This window comes from Longispora fulva, assembly GCF_015751905.1.
Classification (GTDB): domain Bacteria; phylum Actinomycetota; class Actinomycetes; order Mycobacteriales; family Micromonosporaceae; genus Longispora; species Longispora fulva.
In genome coordinates this window covers 8540575-8558913 of the sequence record NZ_JADOUF010000001.1, presented here as the reverse complement: position 1 = coordinate 8558913, position 18339 = coordinate 8540575, and the positions used below count along the sequence as shown (strand labels likewise).

The 18339-nt window shown below is 71.3% G+C and carries 19 protein-coding genes; 5 read left to right on the top strand and 14 right to left on the bottom strand.

What is annotated here, in order from left to right; translation table 11 throughout:
- Positions 1 to 22 precede the first annotated feature (22 nt).
- Together IW245_RS39515 and IW245_RS39510 are read left to right on the top strand one after the other, a co-directional pair.
- Positions 23 to 346, top strand: coding sequence for a cupin domain-containing protein (locus tag IW245_RS39515; RefSeq protein WP_231399093.1), 324 nt, complete (start codon positions 23 to 25; stop codon positions 344 to 346).
- On the top strand, positions 343 to 1233 hold the full coding sequence (locus tag IW245_RS39510; protein WP_197008155.1) for an LLM class flavin-dependent oxidoreductase: 891 nt from the start codon (positions 343 to 345) through the stop codon (positions 1231 to 1233). Before IW245_RS39515 ends, IW245_RS39510 begins: the two co-directional genes overlap by 4 nt.
- A 19-nt stretch (positions 1234 to 1252) precedes the next feature.
- On the opposite strand, the gene IW245_RS39505 is transcribed toward IW245_RS39510, so the two are convergent.
- Positions 1253 to 2005, bottom strand: a complete 753-nt coding sequence (locus tag IW245_RS39505) for a YebC/PmpR family DNA-binding transcriptional regulator (RefSeq protein WP_197008154.1) — start codon at positions 2003 to 2005, stop codon at positions 1253 to 1255.
- 25 nt (positions 2006 to 2030) lie between these two features.
- Positions 2031 to 2642, bottom strand: coding sequence for a pyridoxal 5'-phosphate synthase glutaminase subunit PdxT (pdxT, locus tag IW245_RS39500; RefSeq protein WP_233472955.1), 612 nt, complete (start codon positions 2640 to 2642; stop codon positions 2031 to 2033).
- A gap of 256 nt (positions 2643 to 2898) precedes the next feature.
- On the opposite strand from pdxT, the gene IW245_RS39495 reads away from it, so the two are divergent.
- Positions 2899 to 3465: a metal-dependent hydrolase gene (locus tag IW245_RS39495; RefSeq protein WP_197008153.1), complete on the top strand. Its 567-nt coding sequence runs from the start codon at positions 2899 to 2901 to the stop codon at positions 3463 to 3465.
- Positions 3466 to 3612: 147 nt separating this feature from the next.
- Positions 3613 to 3981 (top strand): hypothetical protein, encoded by a 369-nt coding sequence (locus IW245_RS39490; protein ID WP_197008152.1) that lies wholly within the window; start codon positions 3613 to 3615, stop codon positions 3979 to 3981.
- A gap of 154 nt (positions 3982 to 4135) precedes the next feature.
- On the opposite strand, the gene pdxS is transcribed toward IW245_RS39490, so the two are convergent.
- The 5 genes from pdxS to pgsA form a co-directional block, all read right to left on the bottom strand.
- Positions 4136 to 5029 (bottom strand): pyridoxal 5'-phosphate synthase lyase subunit PdxS, encoded by an 894-nt coding sequence (pdxS, locus tag IW245_RS39485; RefSeq protein WP_197008151.1) that lies wholly within the window; start codon positions 5027 to 5029, stop codon positions 4136 to 4138.
- A gap of 87 nt (positions 5030 to 5116) precedes the next feature.
- Positions 5117 to 5581, bottom strand: a complete 465-nt coding sequence (locus tag IW245_RS39480) for a LemA family protein (protein WP_197008150.1) — start codon at positions 5579 to 5581, stop codon at positions 5117 to 5119.
- Between the two features lie 94 nt (positions 5582 to 5675).
- The gene (locus IW245_RS39475; RefSeq protein ID WP_197008149.1) at positions 5676 to 6833 is read right to left on the bottom strand and encodes a glycosyltransferase family 4 protein; all 1158 of its coding nucleotides are present in this window, start codon (positions 6831 to 6833) and stop codon (positions 5676 to 5678) included.
- A complete protein-coding gene (locus IW245_RS39470; RefSeq protein WP_197008148.1) occupies positions 6830 to 7699 on the bottom strand; it encodes a phosphatidylinositol mannoside acyltransferase in 870 nt (289 codons plus the stop codon). Before IW245_RS39470 ends, IW245_RS39475 begins: the two co-directional genes overlap by 4 nt.
- Positions 7696 to 8301, bottom strand: a complete 606-nt coding sequence (gene pgsA, locus IW245_RS39465; protein ID WP_197008147.1) for a phosphatidylinositol phosphate synthase — start codon at positions 8299 to 8301, stop codon at positions 7696 to 7698. Before pgsA ends, IW245_RS39470 begins: the two co-directional genes overlap by 4 nt.
- A gap of 173 nt (positions 8302 to 8474) precedes the next feature.
- On the opposite strand from pgsA, the gene IW245_RS39460 reads away from it, so the two are divergent.
- Entirely contained in the window at positions 8475 to 10625 is a 2151-nt protein-coding gene (locus IW245_RS39460; RefSeq protein ID WP_197008146.1) for an elongation factor G-like protein EF-G2, read from the top strand.
- A gap of 213 nt (positions 10626 to 10838) precedes the next feature.
- On the opposite strand, the gene IW245_RS39455 is transcribed toward IW245_RS39460, so the two are convergent.
- The 7 genes from IW245_RS39455 to IW245_RS39425 all read right to left on the bottom strand — a co-directional run bounded on the left by IW245_RS39455 (position 10839) and on the right by IW245_RS39425 (position 18310).
- Positions 10839 to 12041 (bottom strand): L,D-transpeptidase, encoded by a 1203-nt coding sequence (locus IW245_RS39455; RefSeq protein ID WP_197008145.1) that lies wholly within the window; start codon positions 12039 to 12041, stop codon positions 10839 to 10841.
- A 31-nt stretch (positions 12042 to 12072) separates the two neighbouring features.
- The gene (locus IW245_RS39450; RefSeq protein WP_233472956.1) at positions 12073 to 12882 is read right to left on the bottom strand and encodes a polysaccharide deacetylase family protein; all 810 of its coding nucleotides are present in this window, start codon (positions 12880 to 12882) and stop codon (positions 12073 to 12075) included.
- Positions 12883 to 12943: 61 nt separating this feature from the next.
- Positions 12944 to 13462 (bottom strand): HIT family protein, encoded by a 519-nt coding sequence (locus IW245_RS39445; RefSeq protein WP_197008144.1) that lies wholly within the window; start codon positions 13460 to 13462, stop codon positions 12944 to 12946.
- Between the two features lie 80 nt (positions 13463 to 13542).
- Positions 13543 to 15570: a threonine--tRNA ligase gene (gene thrS, locus IW245_RS39440; RefSeq protein WP_197008143.1), complete on the bottom strand. Its 2028-nt coding sequence runs from the start codon at positions 15568 to 15570 to the stop codon at positions 13543 to 13545.
- Between the two features lie 186 nt (positions 15571 to 15756).
- On the bottom strand, positions 15757 to 16662 hold the full coding sequence (locus tag IW245_RS39435; protein WP_231399092.1) for an SGNH/GDSL hydrolase family protein: 906 nt from the start codon (positions 16660 to 16662) through the stop codon (positions 15757 to 15759).
- A gap of 72 nt (positions 16663 to 16734) precedes the next feature.
- Positions 16735 to 17664, bottom strand: a complete 930-nt coding sequence (locus IW245_RS39430) for an NAD-dependent epimerase/dehydratase family protein (RefSeq protein WP_197008141.1) — start codon at positions 17662 to 17664, stop codon at positions 16735 to 16737.
- A gap of 10 nt (positions 17665 to 17674) precedes the next feature.
- Complete coding sequence (locus tag IW245_RS39425; RefSeq protein ID WP_197008140.1) at positions 17675 to 18310, bottom strand: class I SAM-dependent methyltransferase; 636 nt, start codon at positions 18308 to 18310, stop codon at positions 17675 to 17677.
- Between the last annotated feature and the right edge of the window lie 29 nt (positions 18311 to 18339).

Here is an 18339-nt window from a genome sequence, read left to right as displayed (position 1 = left end):
AAACCTACCGTAGGGTACTGACATGCGCCTCATCGAACACGCCTTCAGCACGCCGGGCGACGCGCCGAACCACTATGTGGAGACACTGCGCACGACGGACATGACCGTCGGGACGTACTCGATCCGGGCCGGCGGGCACGACGACCAGTCGCCGCACCGCGAGGACGAGATCTACGTGGTGACGGCCGGCCGGGCGCGGATCGTGACCTCCAACGGCGAGGCTGACCTGGGCCCCGGTTCCGTGGTGTTCGTACCGGCGGGCGAGGAGCACCGGTTCACCGACGTGACCGAGGATCTGGCCCTCCTGGTGGTGTTCGCCCCGCCCTACAGCGGATCGGCGGCATGACCTCTGACCCGCGCGAGCCGACGCCGCCCCTGGCGGACGCCCCGCCCGCCCGCGCGGACGCGGCGCCCCGGGTCGACGTGATGATGTGGCCCACCGCCCCGTGGAGGGAAGCGAAGGCCGACTGGCTGCGTGCCGAGGAGTTGGGCTTCGGCCGGGCGTGGCTGTTCGACCACGTGGCCTGGCGGGACCTGCGGCCGTGGTTCGACGCGTACGCCACCCTGGCCGCCGCGGCCGCCGTGACGTCCAGGATCGGGCTCGGCACCCTGGTCACGGCCCCAGGCTTCCGGCACCCGGTGACGACGGCGAAGGCGGCGCTGGCGATCGACGACATCTCCGGCGGCCGGTTCAGCCTCGGGGTCGGGGCCGGCGGGAACTCCAGCGACGTGCGGGTGACCGGCGAGGGCCCGTGGCCGCCGAAGGAGAAGGCCGACCGGTTCGCCGAGTGGGTCACGCTGGTGGACACCCTGCTGAGCGCCGAGGAGACCACGCACCACGGCCCCACGTGGTCGGCGGAGAACGCCTGGACCGGCGGCGCGCTGCCCCGGATCCCGCTGACCATCGCCGGCACCGGTCCGCGCGGGATCCGGCTGGCGGCCCGCTACGCGCAGACCTGGGTCACCCAGGACGTCGGGGACCCGAAGGCCCAGGTCGAGGCGCTGGACGCGGCGTGCGCGGCCACGGGACGGCACGTGGACCGGCTGATGCTGCTCGGCACCGGGGACAGCCGGCCGCTCGCCTCGGTGGCGGCGTTCCGGGACTGTGTGGGCCGGTACACGGAAATGGGTTTTGGTGCTTTTGTCCTGCACTGGCCGCGGGCCGACGGACACTTCCGGGCCGACATGCGCGTGCTCGAGGCGGTGGCCGCCGAGTTCAACGCGCCCCGGTGACCCGGGGCGCGTCGGGCACTCAGGCGTCCAGCTTCTCCATGACCTCGTCGGACACGTCGAAGTTGGCGTACACGTTCTGCACGTCGTCGCTGTCCTCGAGGGCGTCGATCAGCTTGAAGATCTTGCGCGCGCCCTCCTCCTCGAGGGGGACGTTCATGGTCGGCACGAAACTCGACTCGGCCGACTCGTAGTCCACGCCGGCGCCCTGGAGCGCGGTGCGCACGGCGACCAGATCGGTCGGCTCGGAGACCACCTCGAACTCGTCGCCGAGGTCGTTGACCTCCTCCGCGCCCGCGTCGAGCACGATCTCCAGGATGTCGTCCTCGGAGCGACCCTGCTTGCCGATGATCACGATGCCCTTGCGGTTGAACATGTACGCGACGCTGCCCGGGTCCGCGAGGCTGCCGCCGTTGCGGGACAGCGCGGTGCGCACCTCGGCGGCCGCGCGGTTGCGGTTGTCGGTGAGGCACTCGATCAGGACCGCGACGCCGTTGGGGCCGTAGCCCTCGTACATGATCGTCTGCCAGTCGGCCCCGCCGACCTCGGCGCCCGAGCCGCGCTTGACCGCGCCGTCGATGTTGTTGTTGGGGACCGAGCTCTTCTTCGCCTTCTGGATGGCGTCGAACAGGGTCGGGTTGCCCGTGGGGTCACCGCCGCCGGTGCGCGCGGCGACCTCGATGTTCTTGATGAGCTTGGCGAACATCTTTCCACGCTTGGCATCGACGACGGCCTTCTTGTGCTTCGTCGTCGCCCATTTTGAGTGGCCGCTCATCTGTCGCTTTCCTCCGTCGTCTCGACTAACGCGCGGCGGCGCGCACCATCTCGACGAAGAGAGCGTGTACGCGCAGGTCCCCCGTCAACTCCGGGTGGAACGCCGTCGCCAGCAGGGGGCCCTGCCGCACCGCCACGATCGTACCGTCAGCGTCCCCGCCGCTGATCCGCGAGAGCACCTCGACGCCCTCGCCGACCGATTCGACCCTCGGCGCGCGGATGAACACGGCGTGGAACGGGTCGCCCTCAACCCCCGCGAGGTCGACATTCGCCTCGAAGGAGTCGACCTGGCGGCCGAACGCGTTGCGCCGGACGACCATGTCGATCCCGCCGAAGAAGACCTGGTCGCTGCGGCCGTCGAGTACGTGGTCAGCCAGCATGATCATGCCGGCGCAGGAGCCGTACACGGGCATGCCGCCGCGAATCCGCTCCCGGATCGGCTCCAGCATCCCGAAGATCTCGACCAGTTTGCTCATGGTCGTGGACTCACCCCCGGGGATCACGAGGGCGTGCACCGAGGCCAGCTCCTCGGGGCGGCGGACGGGCCGGGCCACCACGTCGCACTCGGCCAGGGCGGCCAAGTGCTCACGGACGTCCCCCTGGAGGGCGAACACACCAATGATCAAGTCTTCACTCACGGTGCGAGCTTAGTGTCCCGGCGCGTGGCCGGCTCGATCCCCCCTGTTCACGGTGATCAACTAGATCTATGTTCCGTAATTGATCATGGTGCGCGACCGTGGGGTTGACGTAGCTAATGGCCGTAGCTAAATTCCTTAGCTAAGTGCGTTAGTGAGAGAGGCGAGGCATGAGCTTCATAGTCTTCACCCTGCTGTTCATCCTGCTCGGCGGCTGGCTCGACCGCTGGGCGACCCGTACCCCGAAAGGCAGCCGCTGATGTTCGCCGGACACTTCGCGGTCGCCGCCGCGAGCAAGACCGCAGACCGCACCACCCCGCTGTGGGCGCTGATGCTCGCCACCCAGCTGCTCGACGTCTTCTTCGTCATCCTGTACCTGTCCGGCAAGATCGAGTACTTCGACGAGGTGCACCCCGGCTACGGCGGAGCGGTCATCCACGCCGACTACACCCACTCCCTAGTCGGGGCGCTGGCCATCGCGGCGGTCGGCGGGGCCCTGGCCGGGTGGCGGTGGGGGCGGCGCGGCGGGCTGCTGTTCGGCGGCCTCGTGTTCAGCCACTGGATCCTTGACCTGGTCGTGCACCGGGCCGACCTGCCGATCCTGCCCGGGAACGTCGGCGGCATGCCGACGCTCGGGTTCGGGCTGTGGCGGATCGGCTGGCTCAGCGCCGTCGTCGAGGGGACGCTGATCGTGGCCGGCACGGTCGTCTACTACCGGTCGGTGCGCGGGCGGGGCGGCGAACCTCGCCGGGCACTCGTCGCGGCGGCGTCGATGGGGGTACTCCTCGTGCTGGCGCTCGTGGCGGATCTGCTGGCGCTGGGGTAGTCACAGCATGCGGTGATCACTGTCTCCGGCTACGGCGGTGGTCACGGGGCGCCCCACCGACGGTGCGAGCGACGCCCAGCGCGCGCACCCGGCTCGCCGAGCCGGAAATCGCGTGGCCGCGACGTCGCGGAGTGATGGGGTGAACGCATGAGCCTCTGCGTCGATGTGTTCGTCCGACTGTCCGACGGAAGCTCGACCGTCCTCGACGGGGTGCCAGGCGTCAGTGACTCCGCCGGATCCGAGATGACCAGGCACACGCTCCGGTGGTCGCCGGGGGTCGCCGAGCTCGGCCTCGACCTTCGGCTCCTGCCCACCCTCGCCCGGGCCGATCCGTGGGTCGGCCCAGAGGAGCTCGACGGGCTGGCGGTGGAGTGCGCGGCGATCCGGGGCGACATCGCGGCGGTCGCCCCGACGACCGGCTACGGCGAGGAGTACGTGGCCGACCGGATAGGCAACATCGTCGCGGCGATCGAGCGTGCACGGGGCGTCGAGGGTGGCGGCGTCGTCATCTGGTGACGCCGCGGGCGGCCCCTGGACGAGCGATCGTCGCCGAGGGAGTGCCCTGACATCCGCCGGGGTCGTGTCGGGCGCACGGCGTACCGGGAAACAGGGGTTTGATCGTGAACGCGAAGAAGCCCCCCCGGCTGGGAGGGCTTCTTCGGGTGAGTGGCTACCAGCCGCGCTCGGCCAGGCGGTGGGGCTGCGGGATCTCGTCGACATTGATGCCGACCATGGCCTCGCCGAGGCCGCGGGAGACCTTCGCGAGGACGTCCGGGTCGTCGAAGAACGTGGTGGCCTTGACGATGGCGGCGGCACGCTCGGCCGGGTTGCCCGACTTGAAGATGCCGGAGCCGACGAACACGCCCTCGGCGCCGAGCTGCATCATCATCGCCGCGTCGGCCGGGGTGGCGATGCCGCCGGCGGTGAACAGCACCACCGGGAGCTTGCCGGACTCGGCGACCTCCTTGACCAGCTCGTACGGCGCCTGGAGCTCCTTGGCCGCCACGTACAGCTCGTCCTCGGCCAGGGTGCTCAGGCGGCGCAGCTCGCCACGGATCTTGCGCATGTGGGTGGTGGCGTTGGAGACGTCGCCCGTGCCGGCCTCGCCCTTGGAGCGGATCATGGCCGCGCCCTCGGTGATCCGGCGGAGCGCCTCGCCCAGGTTCGTCGCGCCGCAGACGAACGGGACCGTGAAGGCCCACTTGTCGATGTGGTTGGCGTAGTCGGCCGGGGTGAGGACCTCGGACTCGTCGATGTAGTCGACGCCGAGCGACTGGAGGATCTGGGCCTCGACGAAGTGACCGATGCGGGCCTTGGCCATCACCGGGATCGACACGGCGTTGATGATGCCGTCGATCATGTCGGGGTCGCTCATCCGGGAGACGCCACCCTGGGCGCGGATGTCGGCGGGAACGCGCTCGAGCGCCATGACGGCGACGGCGCCGGCATCCTCGGCGATCTTGGCCTGCTCAGCGTTGACCACATCCATGATCACGCCGCCCTTGAGCATCTCGGCCATGCCGCGCTTGACGCGGGCGGTACCGGTGACGGCGGTCTCAGTCACGTTCGTGCTCCTTGCTGAGGGGAATAGGGATCGTCACCTCATGGTACGTCCCACCACCCGGGAACCCGCCCGGCGGTGTGAGGGGCCTCACGTGCCCAGCGTCGGCTCTTCGATATCGAAATAGGTGGGCTTGGGGTATTTACGGGCCAGACGGAGCATCCGCACGATGTTCCGACGTCGGGCCGCGAGGGCGTCGCGGACCAGATCGTCGTGCACCTGGCGGGCCAGGGCCACCCGGCGACTCGTGGTGACAACGTCAGCCATGGCGTCGGGGTCCCACTCCAGCGCCCGCAGCTGGCGGGTCAGGTCGTTCTCCGCGCCGGACCGGTCCTCCGGGCCGGCGGCCAGGGCGGTGCGGGCGGCGTCGCGCAGCTCCGGCAGGCCGCCGTTGGCGAGGCTCGTCGCGGCGACCGCGCGCCGGACGAGGTGGGCGTCGAGGGCCGCGGCGGCGGCGGCCGCGCGGTCGTGCAGGCGCTCGACGCGCGCGGCGAGCCAGGTCACGTAGGACGCCACCAGCACCACGGCGAGGACGACGACCACCACCCACCACATGAGGCCGGATCCTATCCCCCGGGCGCAAGGAGGCCGCGCGACGACTCGCCTGACAGGCGGGCTCCGGCACGGCACGACGGCTGGGGCAGCCCCGTTACGGCAGGCCGGCCAGCCGTGCGTCGAGCTCCGGGTCGTCCCCGGTCACCACCCCGGTCGTGGCGGCGATCGCGGTGGCGTACACCTCCACGATCCGGCGGGCCACGACCGGCCAGTCGTAGTTCTCGACGGCCCGGGTCGCGGCCTCCGACAGCGCCCGCCGCCGCGCCGGGTCGTCCAGCAGGTCGGCGAGTTCTGCGGCCAGGGCCGCGGGATCCGCCACGGGAAACAGGGCGCCGGCGCGGCCGTCGTCGAGAACCCGCCGGAAGGCGTCGATGTCGCTGGCCAGCACGGGGGCCCCGGCCGCCATCGCCTCGGTGAGGATCATGCCGAAGGACTCGCCGCCGGTGTTGGGGGCGACGTAGACGTCCACGCTGCGGAGCATCCGGGGCTTGTCCTCCTCGGAGACCTTGCCGAGGAAGGTGATCCGGTCGCGGACCACGTCGGGCAGGTCGATCTCCGACAGGTCGCCCGGGCCGGCGAGCAGCAGCCGCAGTCCCGGGCGGTCGGGGGCCAGCCGGGCGAACGCGTCCACCAGCACGTCGAAGCCCTTGCGGGGCTCGGTGAACCGGCCGAGGAAGCCGATGGCCCCGCCGGTGCCGGGCCAGCCGGGCAGGGGTTCCGCGCCGGTGAAGGCCGCCATCGACACCCCGTTGGGGATCTCGACCGCTCCCCCGCCGAGGTGTTCGACCTGCACCTTGCGGGCCAGCGCGCTGACGGCGATCCGGGCCGTGATCTTCTCCAGGACCAGTTGCAGGACGGGGGCGCTGGCGGCCATGGTCCGCGACCGGGTCATCGCGGTGTGGAACGTGGCCACCACCGGGCCCCGGGCGGCCAGGGTGGCCAGCATCGACAGGCTCGGGGTGACCGGCTCGTGCACGTGCAGGACGTCGAACTTCCCCCGGGCCAGCCAGCGCCGGACCCGGGCGGCGGAGATCGGCCCGAAGGTCAACCGCGCGACCGATCCGTTGTACTTGACGGCCACCGCCCGCCCCGCCGACACCGCGTACTCCGGCAGCGCGTCCTCGTCCTCGGCCGGGGCCAGCACGCTGACCTGGTGTCCGAGGTCCATCAGCGCCTCGGCGAGGTCGCGGATGTGAAACTGCACCCCGCCGGGCACGTCGAAGGAGTACGGGCAGACGATGCCGATCCTCACGACGGGTCCAGCCACAGCTTCTGGAGCATGTGCCAGTCCTCGGGGTGCTCGGCGATGCCCAGGGCGAGGGAATCGGCCACCGACTGGGTCAGCGCCGCGACCCGCTCCGCCAGGGTGCCCGACGCGGGGACCGGCAGCGGGCCGACGAGCCGGCCGCAGGCGGCGTCCGGTTCGTACCACATGGAGACCGTGTACAGGGGTGCGCCGGTCCGCAGGGCCAGCAGCGCCGGGCCTGCGGGCATCCGGGTCCGGCCGCCGAAGAAGGTGACCTCGACGCCGCGTCGGGACAGGTCCCGGTCGGCGAGCAGCGGCACCAGGTGCCCCGCCTGGACCCGTTCGACCAGCACGTCGATCGGCGGCCGGTCGCCGCCGCGCTCGGGGATGATGCTCATGCCCAGGCTCTCGCGGAAGTCGAGGAACCGCTGGTAGAGAGCCTCGGGCTTGAGGCGTTCGGCGACGGTGGTGAGCGGGATGCCGCTGGCCGCGGCCCAGGCCCCGGCGGCGTCCCAGTTGCCGCCGTGCGGCAATGCCACGACGGCGCCCTCGCCGGCCTTGCCGTGCTGGATCAGCGTCTCGCCGCCCTCGAGGCGGAAACCGTCGAGGATCTGGGCCCGGCTGCGCGACGGCAGGCGGAAGGCCTCCATCCAGTACCGGGCGTAGGAGCGCATGCCGGCGCGGACCAGCGCGTCGATGTCGGCGTCAGGGGCGGCCACCCGGCGGAGGTTGGCCTCCAGCCGCTGCACCCCGGGGCCCCGGCGGCGGGCGGCCCGGTCGGCCCCGGCCCGGAAGACGCCGGTCGCCACCGGCCCCGGCAGGGCGCGGACGATCCGCCAGCCGGCGGTGTAGCCCCACTCCTGGAGAGTCATGACGCCTGCTTGTGCACGTGCGCGACCCGCTGCCATACCGTGACGGCGGACAGCGCGACGAGCAGCCACAGGACCGCGTCGAGGCCGTAGGGCACGCCCAGGCCGGCGAGCAGGCCGCCGATCCCGATCAGGATCAGGCGCTCGGGCCGCTCGGCGATGCCCACGTTGCAGGTCATGCCCAGGCCCTCGGCGCGGGCCTTGGCGTAGGAGACGACCTGGCCGAGGACCAGGGCCAGCAGCGCGGCGGCGGCCGGCCACGGGTGGCCCGTGGTGCCCAGCCAGAAGGCCAGGGCGCCGAAGATGGCACCGTCGGCCACCCGGTCCATGGTCGAGTCGAGGAACGCGCCGAAGCTGCTGGCGGTCCCCCTCGCCCGGGCCATCGCCCCGTCGATGAGGTCGGTGAGACAACTGAGGGTCACGATGACCAGGCCTGTGAGAAGGTGACCACGGGTGACGAAACCGACGCACCCGATGACCACGCCCAACGTGCCGGCGACGGTGACCGTGTTCGGGGAGATGCCGGCGCGCACGAGGGCTGAACCCACCGGGTCGAGGACGCGCGCGAGCCGGGCTCGGCCGAACACACTGAGAAGCTTTGCCATGTCGGGTGACACGATACGGGCCGGCTAGTGTCAAGGGTTGCGCTACCCGGCACTTCGGGTATGGAATCGGACACAGAGTAGTGACAGCGGTCACACTCCGTGGATCTAGGGCGCGAAACGCGAGGCGCGCGACCGGCCGAGCGGTTGAGTACCCGTGAGGCAGGGAGGATTGTATGGCCCAGAAGAGCCCGGAACGTGGGGTGACCGGCGCCGCGCCGGTGGCGGAGCGGCCCGACGTGGTCCGCAGTGTCGTGCTCGTCGGTCACTCCGGCGCGGGGAAGACCACGCTGGTCGAGGCGTTGCTCGCCGCGACCGGCACGATCGCCCGCGCCGGCAGCGTGACCGAGGGCACCACGGTCACCGACAACGACCCGTCCGCCGTCAAACAGCAGCGGTCCGTGAGCCTGTCCTGCGCGCCACTCACGTACCAGGACGTGAAGATCAACCTCCTGGACACCCCGGGGTACGCCGACTTCGTCGGTGAGCTGCGCGCCGGTCTGCGCGCCGCCGACGCCGCCCTCTTCGTCGTGTCCGCCGTCGACGGCATGGACGCGGCGACCGTGGCCCTGTGGGAGGAGTGCGCCGCCGTCGGGATGCCGCGCGCCGTGGCCGTGGCCCGGATGGACCACCACCGCGCCGACTTCGACGAGATGGTGGCGCTGTGCCAGCGGGTTTTCGGCGACGGGCTGCTGCCGCTGTACCTGCCGATGCACGGCGACGACGACAGCGTGGTCGGGTTGCTCAGCCTGATCACCCAGCGGGTGTTCGACTACACGAACGGGCACCCGGCGGTGGTGAAGGAGCCAGACCCGCAGCACGTCGCGGCGATCGAGGAGGCCCGCGCCGAGCTGATCGAGGGCATCATCGCCGAGAGCGAGGACGAGACCCTGATGGACCGGTACCTCGCCGGCGAGGAGATCCCGGTCGAGACCCTGGTCGACGACCTGGAGACGGCCGTGGCCCGGGGCACGTTCTATCCCGTGGTCCCGGTCTGCGCGCCCACCGGCCTGGGCCTCGACGTGCTGCTGGAGGTGCTGACCAGCGCGTTCCCGTCGCCGCTGGAGCACGACCTGCCGCCGGTCACCACCCTGGACGGCGATCCGCGCGAGCTGACCTGCGACCCGGACGGGCCGCTGGTCGCCGAGGTGGTCAAGACGACCATCGACCCGTACGTGGGCCGGGTCTCCCTGGTCCGGGTGTTCTCCGGCACACTGCGCCCCGACACGGCGCTGCACATCTCCGGGCACGGCCTGGCCGAGCGCGGGCACCCCGACCACGACGCCGACGAGCGGGTCGCGCACCTGTTCAGCCCGCTGGGCTCGACCCTGCGCGAGGTGCCGTACTGCGTGGCCGGCGACCTGTGCGCGATCACCAAGTCCACGACGGCCGAGACCGGGGACACGATCTCGGCGAAGGACAACCCGCTGCTCGTCGCGCCGTGGGAGATGCCGGAGCCGCTGCTGCCGATCGCGATCGTCGCCCGCAGCCGCGCCGACGAGGACAACCTGGCCAAGAACCTGGCCCGGCTGGTCGCCGGCGACCCGACGCTGCGCCTGGAACGCAGCGCGGAGACCCACCAGCTCGTGCTGTGGTGCATGGGCGAGGCGCACGCCGACGTGGTGCTCGACCGGCTGCGCACCGGCGGGGTGGAGCTGGAGACCGAGCCGGTGAGGGTGGCGTTCCGCGAGACGTTCGCCGCGCCCGCCAAGGGGCACGGCCGGCACGTGAAGCAGTCGGGCGGGCACGGGCAGTACGCGGTGTGCGACATCGAGGTCGAGCCGCTGCCGCAGGGTTCGGGCTTCGAGTTCGTGGACAAGGTGGTCGGCGGGGCGGTGCCCAAGTCGTACATCCCGAGCGTGGAGAAGGGCATCCGGCACCAGCTCGCCAAGGGCCTGGTCACCGGCAACGAGGTCGTGGACCTGCGGGTCACGCTCGTCGACGGCAAGGCGCACAGCGTGGACTCCTCCGACGCCGCGTTCCAGACCGCCGGGTCCCTCGCCCTGAAGGACGCGGCGGACAAGACCCAGATCTCGCTGTTGGAGCCCGTCGACGAGATCCGGATCGTGGTGCCCGACGCGTTCGTGGGCGCCGTGCTCAGCGACCTGTCCCCCCGGCGGGCCCGGGTGCTGGGCAGCGAGCCGGAGCTGACCGGCGCGGCCGAGCGCACCGTGGTCCGCGCGGAGGTGCCGGCGACGGAGCTGCTGCGTTACGCGGTCGAGCTGCGGGCCATGACCTCGGGCACGGGCACGTTCCAGCGGACCTTCGCCCGCTACGACCCGATGCCCGCCAACGTGGCCGAGCAGGTCCGCAAGGAGCACGGGTAGTGCCGACCCGCTGAGGGCGACGCTGGACTGCGCGACGGAGGGAGCCGCAGGGCGCTGCCCTAGCGGCTCCCTCCGTCGCTTGCCAGCGCCGCCCTCAGCGGGCCACCTCGCCTTGGATCAAGATCCAAGACCAAGATCTTTTGGCGGTTACGCCGCGTTCCTTTCACGGCGCGCGGCGGTTCGTTCGCGGTCACGCCAGCGCCGACGGGCCCGTCAGCGCTGGCGGGCTTCCTGGACCGCGTCGGCGAGCCCGGGGCGGGGCGACGGCCCGACCTGCTGGTACTGGTCGAAGCCCAGCTCCCAGTCGGTCCACCCGTCGCCGGTGCCCACGTGCGCCTCGGTACCGGCGACGGTCACCATGTCGCCGCGCTGGGCCAGGTGGAACAGCCACGTCGCGTTCTCCGTGGACATGTTCACGCAGCCGTGCGACACGTTGCGCTCCCCCTGGTCGCCCACCGACCACGGGGCGGCGTGCACGAACTCGCCGCCCCAGGTGAGCCGCAGGTCCCAGTACACGGTGGTGCGGTAGCCGTCCGGGGAGTTCACCGGCACGCCGAACGTGCTGGAGTCGAACACCATCGACTCGGCCTTCTCCATCACCACCAGGTTCCCGCTGGACGAGGGCATGCTCGGCTTGCCCAGGCTCACCGGGATGGTCCGCAGCACGGCCCCGTCGCGGGTGACGGTCATCTGCTTGGTCCCGTTGTCGACGACGAGGCGCTGGTCGGGGCCGACGGTCACGGTGCCGGACCGGTCGGCCTCGCCGTACCAGCCGCCCATGTCCAGGCCGCCGATCCCGAGCCGGACGTCGATCCGGGTGCCGGTCCGCCACGGCGCCTGCGGCCGGTAGTGCACCTCGTGCGCGCTGAACCAGTGCCAGCCGCCGACCTGCGGCGGGTCGGAGCGCACCGACAGCCGGCGCTGCACGGCCTCGCGGCGGTCGTCGGCCACGTCCCGGCCCAGCTCGACGACGACGGGCATCCCCACGCCGACCGTCTCCCCGTCGGGCGGGTAGAGCCCCGAGCCGGCGGTGCGACCGGGCGCGGCCATCGTCGTGAACGTGCTGCTGGCCGCCGTCCGCCGACCGTCGGCCCCGGTCGCGGTGACCGTCGCCGTGTACGACGTCGCGTACGCCAGCTGCGCGGCCGGGATCCAGCTCGCGCCGTCCGGGTAGGGCTCGCCGGCCACCGGGCCGCCCGGGCCGGTCAGGGTCACCACGGCCGCCGACGTGCCGGTGACCGTCGTGCGGATCTCCAGCGCCGTGGACACCCCGGTCTCGCCCGGCGCCGGGCTCGTGACGGCGGCGGTGACCGGGGCTGCCGGCGGGGCGGGGCTGGGCGCGGCGACGTAGTGGGCCTGCGGGGCCGTGCAGCCGCCCAGCACGAGCACCAGACCGAGAATCATGCCTTTGGCCATAAAACGCACGGTACAACCACAAGCATGGAATTCAGTGGCGAATGGGCTGGTCCCCGACCGCGAGCAGCTCCGACAGGGTGACCAGCTTCAGGCCTCTGGCCCGGATGCCCTCGATCATCTCGCCGAGGTGGTCGATCGTGACCAGGCGCAACGGGTCGCCGTAGTCGTGGGCCAGGATCACCGCGCCGGGCCGCACGCCCTCGACGATGTAGCGGACGTTGCCCGCTGGGTCCTTCTGGTAGAACTTCTCCCGCATCTGGTGCGACCACAGGGCAACGTTGTAGTTCATCGCGTTGGCCGCGAGCAGGGTGCTGCCGCCGAGGTGCCCCCACGGCGGGCGCATCAGCCTGGGCGTCTTCCCGGTGTACTTCACGATCGCGGCGTGCGTCCGGCGCAGCTGCGAGGTGACCCCGTCGAAGTCCTGCTCGGCGAGGTCCACGTGGTTCCAGGTGTGGTTGCCGACCTCGTGCCGGTCGAGCCGCCCGTCGATGAGCTGGTGGTACTGCTGCACCCGCTCGCCGACCATGAAGAACGTCGCCGGGCATTCGTGCGCGTCGAGGGCGTCGAGGACCTTCGGGGTGTAGTTCGGCCCCGGCCCGTCGTCGAAGGTCAGCGCGACCAGCGGCTGGTCGGTGGTCACGTGCCACGTCACGGTCTGCTGGCCGTCGTCGGCCCAGATGTTGCGGTCGCTGCCCGGCGCGTAGCCCCCGCCGATCGGTTGGCGGTCCGGGCCGAACCACCGGGGCAGCCGCTCGGCCGCCGCCACCGTGCCGGCCCCGGCCAGCGCGCCGCCTGCCGCGAGCAGTGTGCCCCTCAGCAGGCCCCGCCTTGAGATCCCCACGTTGTCCCCTCCCGTACCCCCGAAATGGTTTCATGGGTGAACGGGAGGCGACATCCGGGTTTTACCCTAGGGAGTTCCATGCCTCCACGAGAAGTTTGCGTGTTTCGGGCAGCAGCTGCGGGATGACCTTCGTCTGGCCGACGATCGGCATGAAGTTCGCGTCGCCGCTCCACCGGGGCACCACGTGCTGGTGCAGGTGGGCGGCGATCCCGGCCCCGGCCGCCGAGCCCTGGTTCATCCCGATGTTGAAACCGTGCGGGCTCTGGGCCAGCCGCAGCGCGCGCATCGCCTTCTGGGTGAACTCCGCGAGCTCCACGGCCTCCTCCGGCGTCAGGTCCGTGTAGTCGGCCACGTGCCGCCGCGGGCAGACCATCAGGTGCCCGGAGTTGTACGGATACAGGTTGAGCAGCGCGAACACGTGCTCGCCCCGGACGATGATGTTGACCTCTTCGTCCGGACGGGCCTGGGACAGGCAGAACGGGCAGCCGTCGGGGCCGTCGCCGACGGGGTTGTTCTCCCCACCGGCCACGTACGCGAGCCGGTGGGGAGTCCAGAGGCGTTGCAGCCGATCGTCCGTCATGCAGCAGATCCTATTGCGCGGACGGCCCGCGCGCCTTCCGCCGTGGTGCGCTGTCGACGCCGGCGGTGGGCGCGCCGGGTCTACTCGTGTGCCGCGGCCTCGGCCGGCGCCGACGGTCCGACGTTCGTCCGGGAGCGGACCACCTCGGCCACGTGCGCCACCGCCTCGGCGAGCGGGACGGCGTTGCGCTGCGAGCCGTCGCGGTACCGGAAGGACACCGTCCCGCCGTTCGCGTCGTCGTCGCCCACGATCGCCATGAACGGGATCTTCTGCTGCTGGGCGGTGCGGATCTTCTTCTGCATCCGGTCGTCGGAGGCGTCCACCTCGGCCCGGATGCCCTCCTTCTTGAGCAGCGCCACGAACTCCTCGAGGTACGCCACGTTCTCGTCGCGGACCGGGATGCCGACGACCTGCACCGGGGCCAGCCAGGCCGGGAACGCGCCAGCGTAGTGCTCGGTGAGGACGCCGAAGAACCGCTCGATCGAGCCGAACAGCGCCCGGTGGATCATGACGGGGCGCGGCCGGGTGCCGTCGGGGCCGTTGAACTCCAGCTCGAAGCGCTGCGGGAGCTGGAAGTCCACCTGGATCGTGGACATCTGCCAGGTCCGGCCGATCGCGTCGCGGCACTGCACGGAGATCTTCGGGCCGTAGAACGCCGCGCCACCCGGGTCCGGCACGAGCTCCAGGCCTGACTCGTCGGCAGCGGCCTGCAGGGCCGCCGTCGCCTCGTCCCAGTCGGCCTGCTCGCCGACGAACTTCGGCGAGTCGTCGCGGGTCGACAGCTCCAGGTAGAAGTCGTCGAGGCCGTAGTCGCGGAGCAGGTTGAGGACGAAGTCCAGCAGGCTCTTGAGCTCGCCGGCCATCTGCTCGCGGGTGCAGTAGATGTGCGCGTCGTCCTGCGTCATGCCGCGCACCCGGGTCAGGCCGTGCACCACGCCGGACTTCTCGAACCGGTAGACGGTGCCGAACTCGAACATCCGCAGCGGCAGCTCGCGGTACGAGCGGCCCCGGGACCGGAAGATCAGGTTGTGGAACGGGCAGTTCATCGGCTTGGCGTAGTAGTCCGCGCCGTCGAGCTGCATGGGCGGGTACATGCCGTCCTTGTACCACTGCAGGTGCCCGGAGATCTCGAACAGCGAACCCTTCGCGATGTGCGGGGTGTTCACGAACTCGTAGCCGGCCTGCTCGTGCCGCAGCCGCGAGTAGTTCTCCATCTCGCGGCGGATGATGCCGCCCTTCGGGTGGAACACGGCCAGCCCGGAGCCGATCTCGTCGGGGAAGCTGAACAGGTCCAGCTCCGCGCCGAGCTTGCGGTGGTCGCGCTTGGCCGCCTCCTCCAGCAGGCGCAGGTGCTCCTTGAGGGCGTCGCGGGTCGGCCACGCGGTGCCGTAGATGCGCTGGAGCTGCGGGTTCTTCTCACTGCCGCGCCAGTAGGCTGCGGCGGTGCGCATCAGCTTGAACGCCGGGATGTGCCGGGTGGTCGGCAGGTGCGGGCCGCGGCACAGGTCGCCCCAGCAGCGCTCGCCGGTCTTGGCGTCGACGTTGTCGTAGATGGTCAGCTCGCCGCCGCCCACCTCCATGACGTCCTCGTCGACGTCGCCCTTGATGTCGACCAGCTCGAGCTTGAACGGCTCGTCCTTGAGCTCGGCCTTCGCCTCGTCGAGGGTGCCGAAGACCCGCCGGGAGAACTTCTGCCCCGACTTGATGATCTCCTGCATGCGCTTGTCGAGCTTGGAGAGGTCCTCGGGCGTGAACGGGGTGGTCACCGAGAAGTCGTAGTAGAAGCCGTTGAGGACCGGCGGGCCGATGCCGAGCTTGGCGTCGGGGAACACGTCCTGGACGGCCTGGGCGAGCACGTGCGCGGTCGAGTGCCGCAGGACGTTGAGGCCGTCCTTGCTGTCCAGGGCGACGGCCTCGGCTCCGGTGTCGGTGTCGGGGACCCAGGACAGATCCTTGAGAACCCCTTCATCGGTACGCAGCACGACGATCGCCTTGGGGCCGGTCATCGGCAGCCCCGCGACCTCGACAGCCTCCGCCGCCGTCGTCCCGGCCGGGACCAGAACGCGCGCTGGGGCGTCGGCCTTGACGGCTGGGTTCGGTGCGGACACTGTGAGCTCCTTTGCGACGGTGTCCCCGCCGCGTGCGGAGACCTGCCCGAAATGCTATCTGCCGCCCCCGGCGGGGTGCTCGCCCGCCCTGAGCCGGCCCCCAAGCCCTCGATCAACTACACGCTCCTGCTCCTCTTCGGCCCGGAAAAGTCGCAACAACGTGTAGTTGATCACCGAGAGACGGGGCTAGTCGCGGGAGCGGTGGGCTTCCGCTGCCTCCTGACGGTAGGAGGCCGCCAGGGTTGCCGTTACCTCGGCCGGGTCCGTGAGGGAGGGCTCCAGCGAGAGGAACACCGGGGCTGCCGCGCCGCGCAGGACGGGCTCGACGATGTTGGCGTACCCGACGTGTCCGCTCCGGTTGGGGTGGTAGGACTCGCTGATCGGGTTGGACAGGCCGTTGAGCCATTCGCTGTTGGAGCACACGGCGTGGCCGGTGAACGCCGCCCGTGAGTCGACGAAGGAGAACCCGGCGGCCGACGCCCGGCCGGCGGTCGTGGTCGCGAGCAGGTCGGCCGTGCCGTTGAGCGCGGACGCCTCGGCGGCGGAGATCCGGGCCAGCACGTTGCAGGACTCGCCCTGGAACAGCCGTGGGTAGCCGACGACCACGACCCGGGCCCCGGGCGCGCGGGACCTGATCTGCGCGTAGAGCCCGTCGAGCCGGCCCGGCAGCGTGTTGCGGATGAAGGCGTTGGCGTTGTTGATCTCCGAGGTGCAGGTCCACGGCCACGGCTTCGCGCACTGGGTGATCACGTCGGCGAACCCTGCGTCGTTGCCGCCGACCGAGACGGTGACGTAGCTCGTGGCGGCGTTCAGCGCGCCGAGCTGGTTGTTCTGCACGTCGGCGACCCGGGCCCCGCTGCACGCGACGAAGGTGAGCGACGCGCCGAGCCGGCCGGAGTCCAGGGTCGGGTAGGCGTACTGCGAGCGCTGGCAGTTGCCCGAGTCGGCGTAGTAGTCGCGGGTGCCGACGCCGGAGGAGTAGGAGTCCCCGAGTGCCGCGTAGCCCGGCCCGGCGGCCTGGGCGGGCAGCGCCGTGGCCAGCAGGGTGCCGGCGGCGAGGAGGAGGATGACGAGGGGTCGACGGAGTCGCATGGACATCTCCCTAGATATTGAAGATGCCCAATATGATCTCAGGCGGTCCGGCCCCCACCGGTATGGAAAGGGTTAAACGTTGCCGTACGGGTTCACAACGTTAATCAGCGACACCGCCTTGACCAGCTCCGCCACGCCGGCGTCCAGGTCGATCTCGGTCTCGAAACCCCGGGAGCGGATCTTCGCGTAGGACACCTCGTAGTCGCGCTTGTCCTCGTCGGACCCGGTCTCGGCGAAGTACAGGTAGTAGTCCACGTGCTCCAGGATCTTGCGGGCCACCTCGGCCTTCGTGAAGTTCATCCGCTCGTGGCCGACGTTGTACACGTCGTCGCGCATGGCCGCCCAGTTGTCCAGGGCGAACACGATCGAGCGGGCCATGTCGTGGACGTGGACGAAGGTGCGCTTGAAGCCGCCCTCGTACACGATGAGGCTCCGGTCGTGGACGGCCTGGTAGGCGAACGTGTTCGGCATCAGGTCCAGCCGCATCCGGGGGCTCGCGCCGAAGGCCGTGGCGTAGCGCAGCGCCACCGCGTCGCCCGCGGCGAGGACGAGTTGCTCGGCCTCGGCCTTCGTCTCGCCGTACAGCGTGATCGGGGCGCGCGGGGTGTCCTCGTGGCACAGGTAGTCGGGCACCGCGCCGTACACGCTGCCGGTGGAGGCGAACACGAGGCGCTGGCCGGGGCGGCGGGCGCGGACCACGTTGCGGGTGCCGTCGACGTTGGTGGCCACGGCGACGTCCGGCTCCTTCTTGCACGCCGGGTAGCCGACGATCGCGGCCAGGTGCACGATCACGTCCACGTCGTCGGCCGCGTCGTCCACGGCCGCGAAGTCGCGCACGTCGCCCTTGACCAGCTCGAACGCCGGGTACCGCGCGCAGCCGAGCAGCCCCTGGCCGCCGAACCGCAGGGTGTCGAGGACCCGGACGGCGTGCCCGTCGGCGAGCAGCATCGGGACGAGGGTCGAGCCGACGTACCCGGCGCCACCGGTGACGAGAATGCGCATTCGGCTGATATTAGTGCGAAGGCTTCGGGGATCGCGCGACCGGCCGCACGGCCAGCACCTGCAGCCAGCCGCGCCCGTCCCCGTGCCGGATGCTCCGGGAGTCCCCGACCGCCAGCCCCGCGCCGGAGACCAGGGCCCGGGCGCCGGCCAGGTCGTAGCGGGCGAAGAACCGCTCCTCCTGGTACGGCCCCACCTCCCAGGACTCGCCCCTGCCCGCCTGGAGACTGAGCGCGAGCACCCCGCCGGGCTTCAGCACCCGGGCGATCTCGGCGACGGCGGCGGGCGCGACCGCGTGCGGCAGGTGCAGGATCGACGCGATCGACCACACCCCGGTGAACGCCCCGTCCGCGAACGGCAGCCGGAGCATGTCGCCCTGGACCAGCGGCCCCGCCACCAGCCCGGCCGCGTGGTCGAGCATCCCGGTGGACAGGTCGAGACCGACCACCCGGGCGCCGCGGGCCTCCCAGAACGCCATGTCGCGCCCGGCGCCGCACCCGAGGTCGAGAACCGCCCCCGCCGCCCCGCCGACCCGGGCGAAGTCGTCGGCGAGGTCCACGACGGCCGGCGGCACCGTGCCGTGCAGTTGGGCGTAGCGGTCGGCCACGTGGTCGTACACGGCGCGGGTGCGGATGCTGGCGTCTTCCATGCCGCCATTAAACAACGGATGACCAGGGA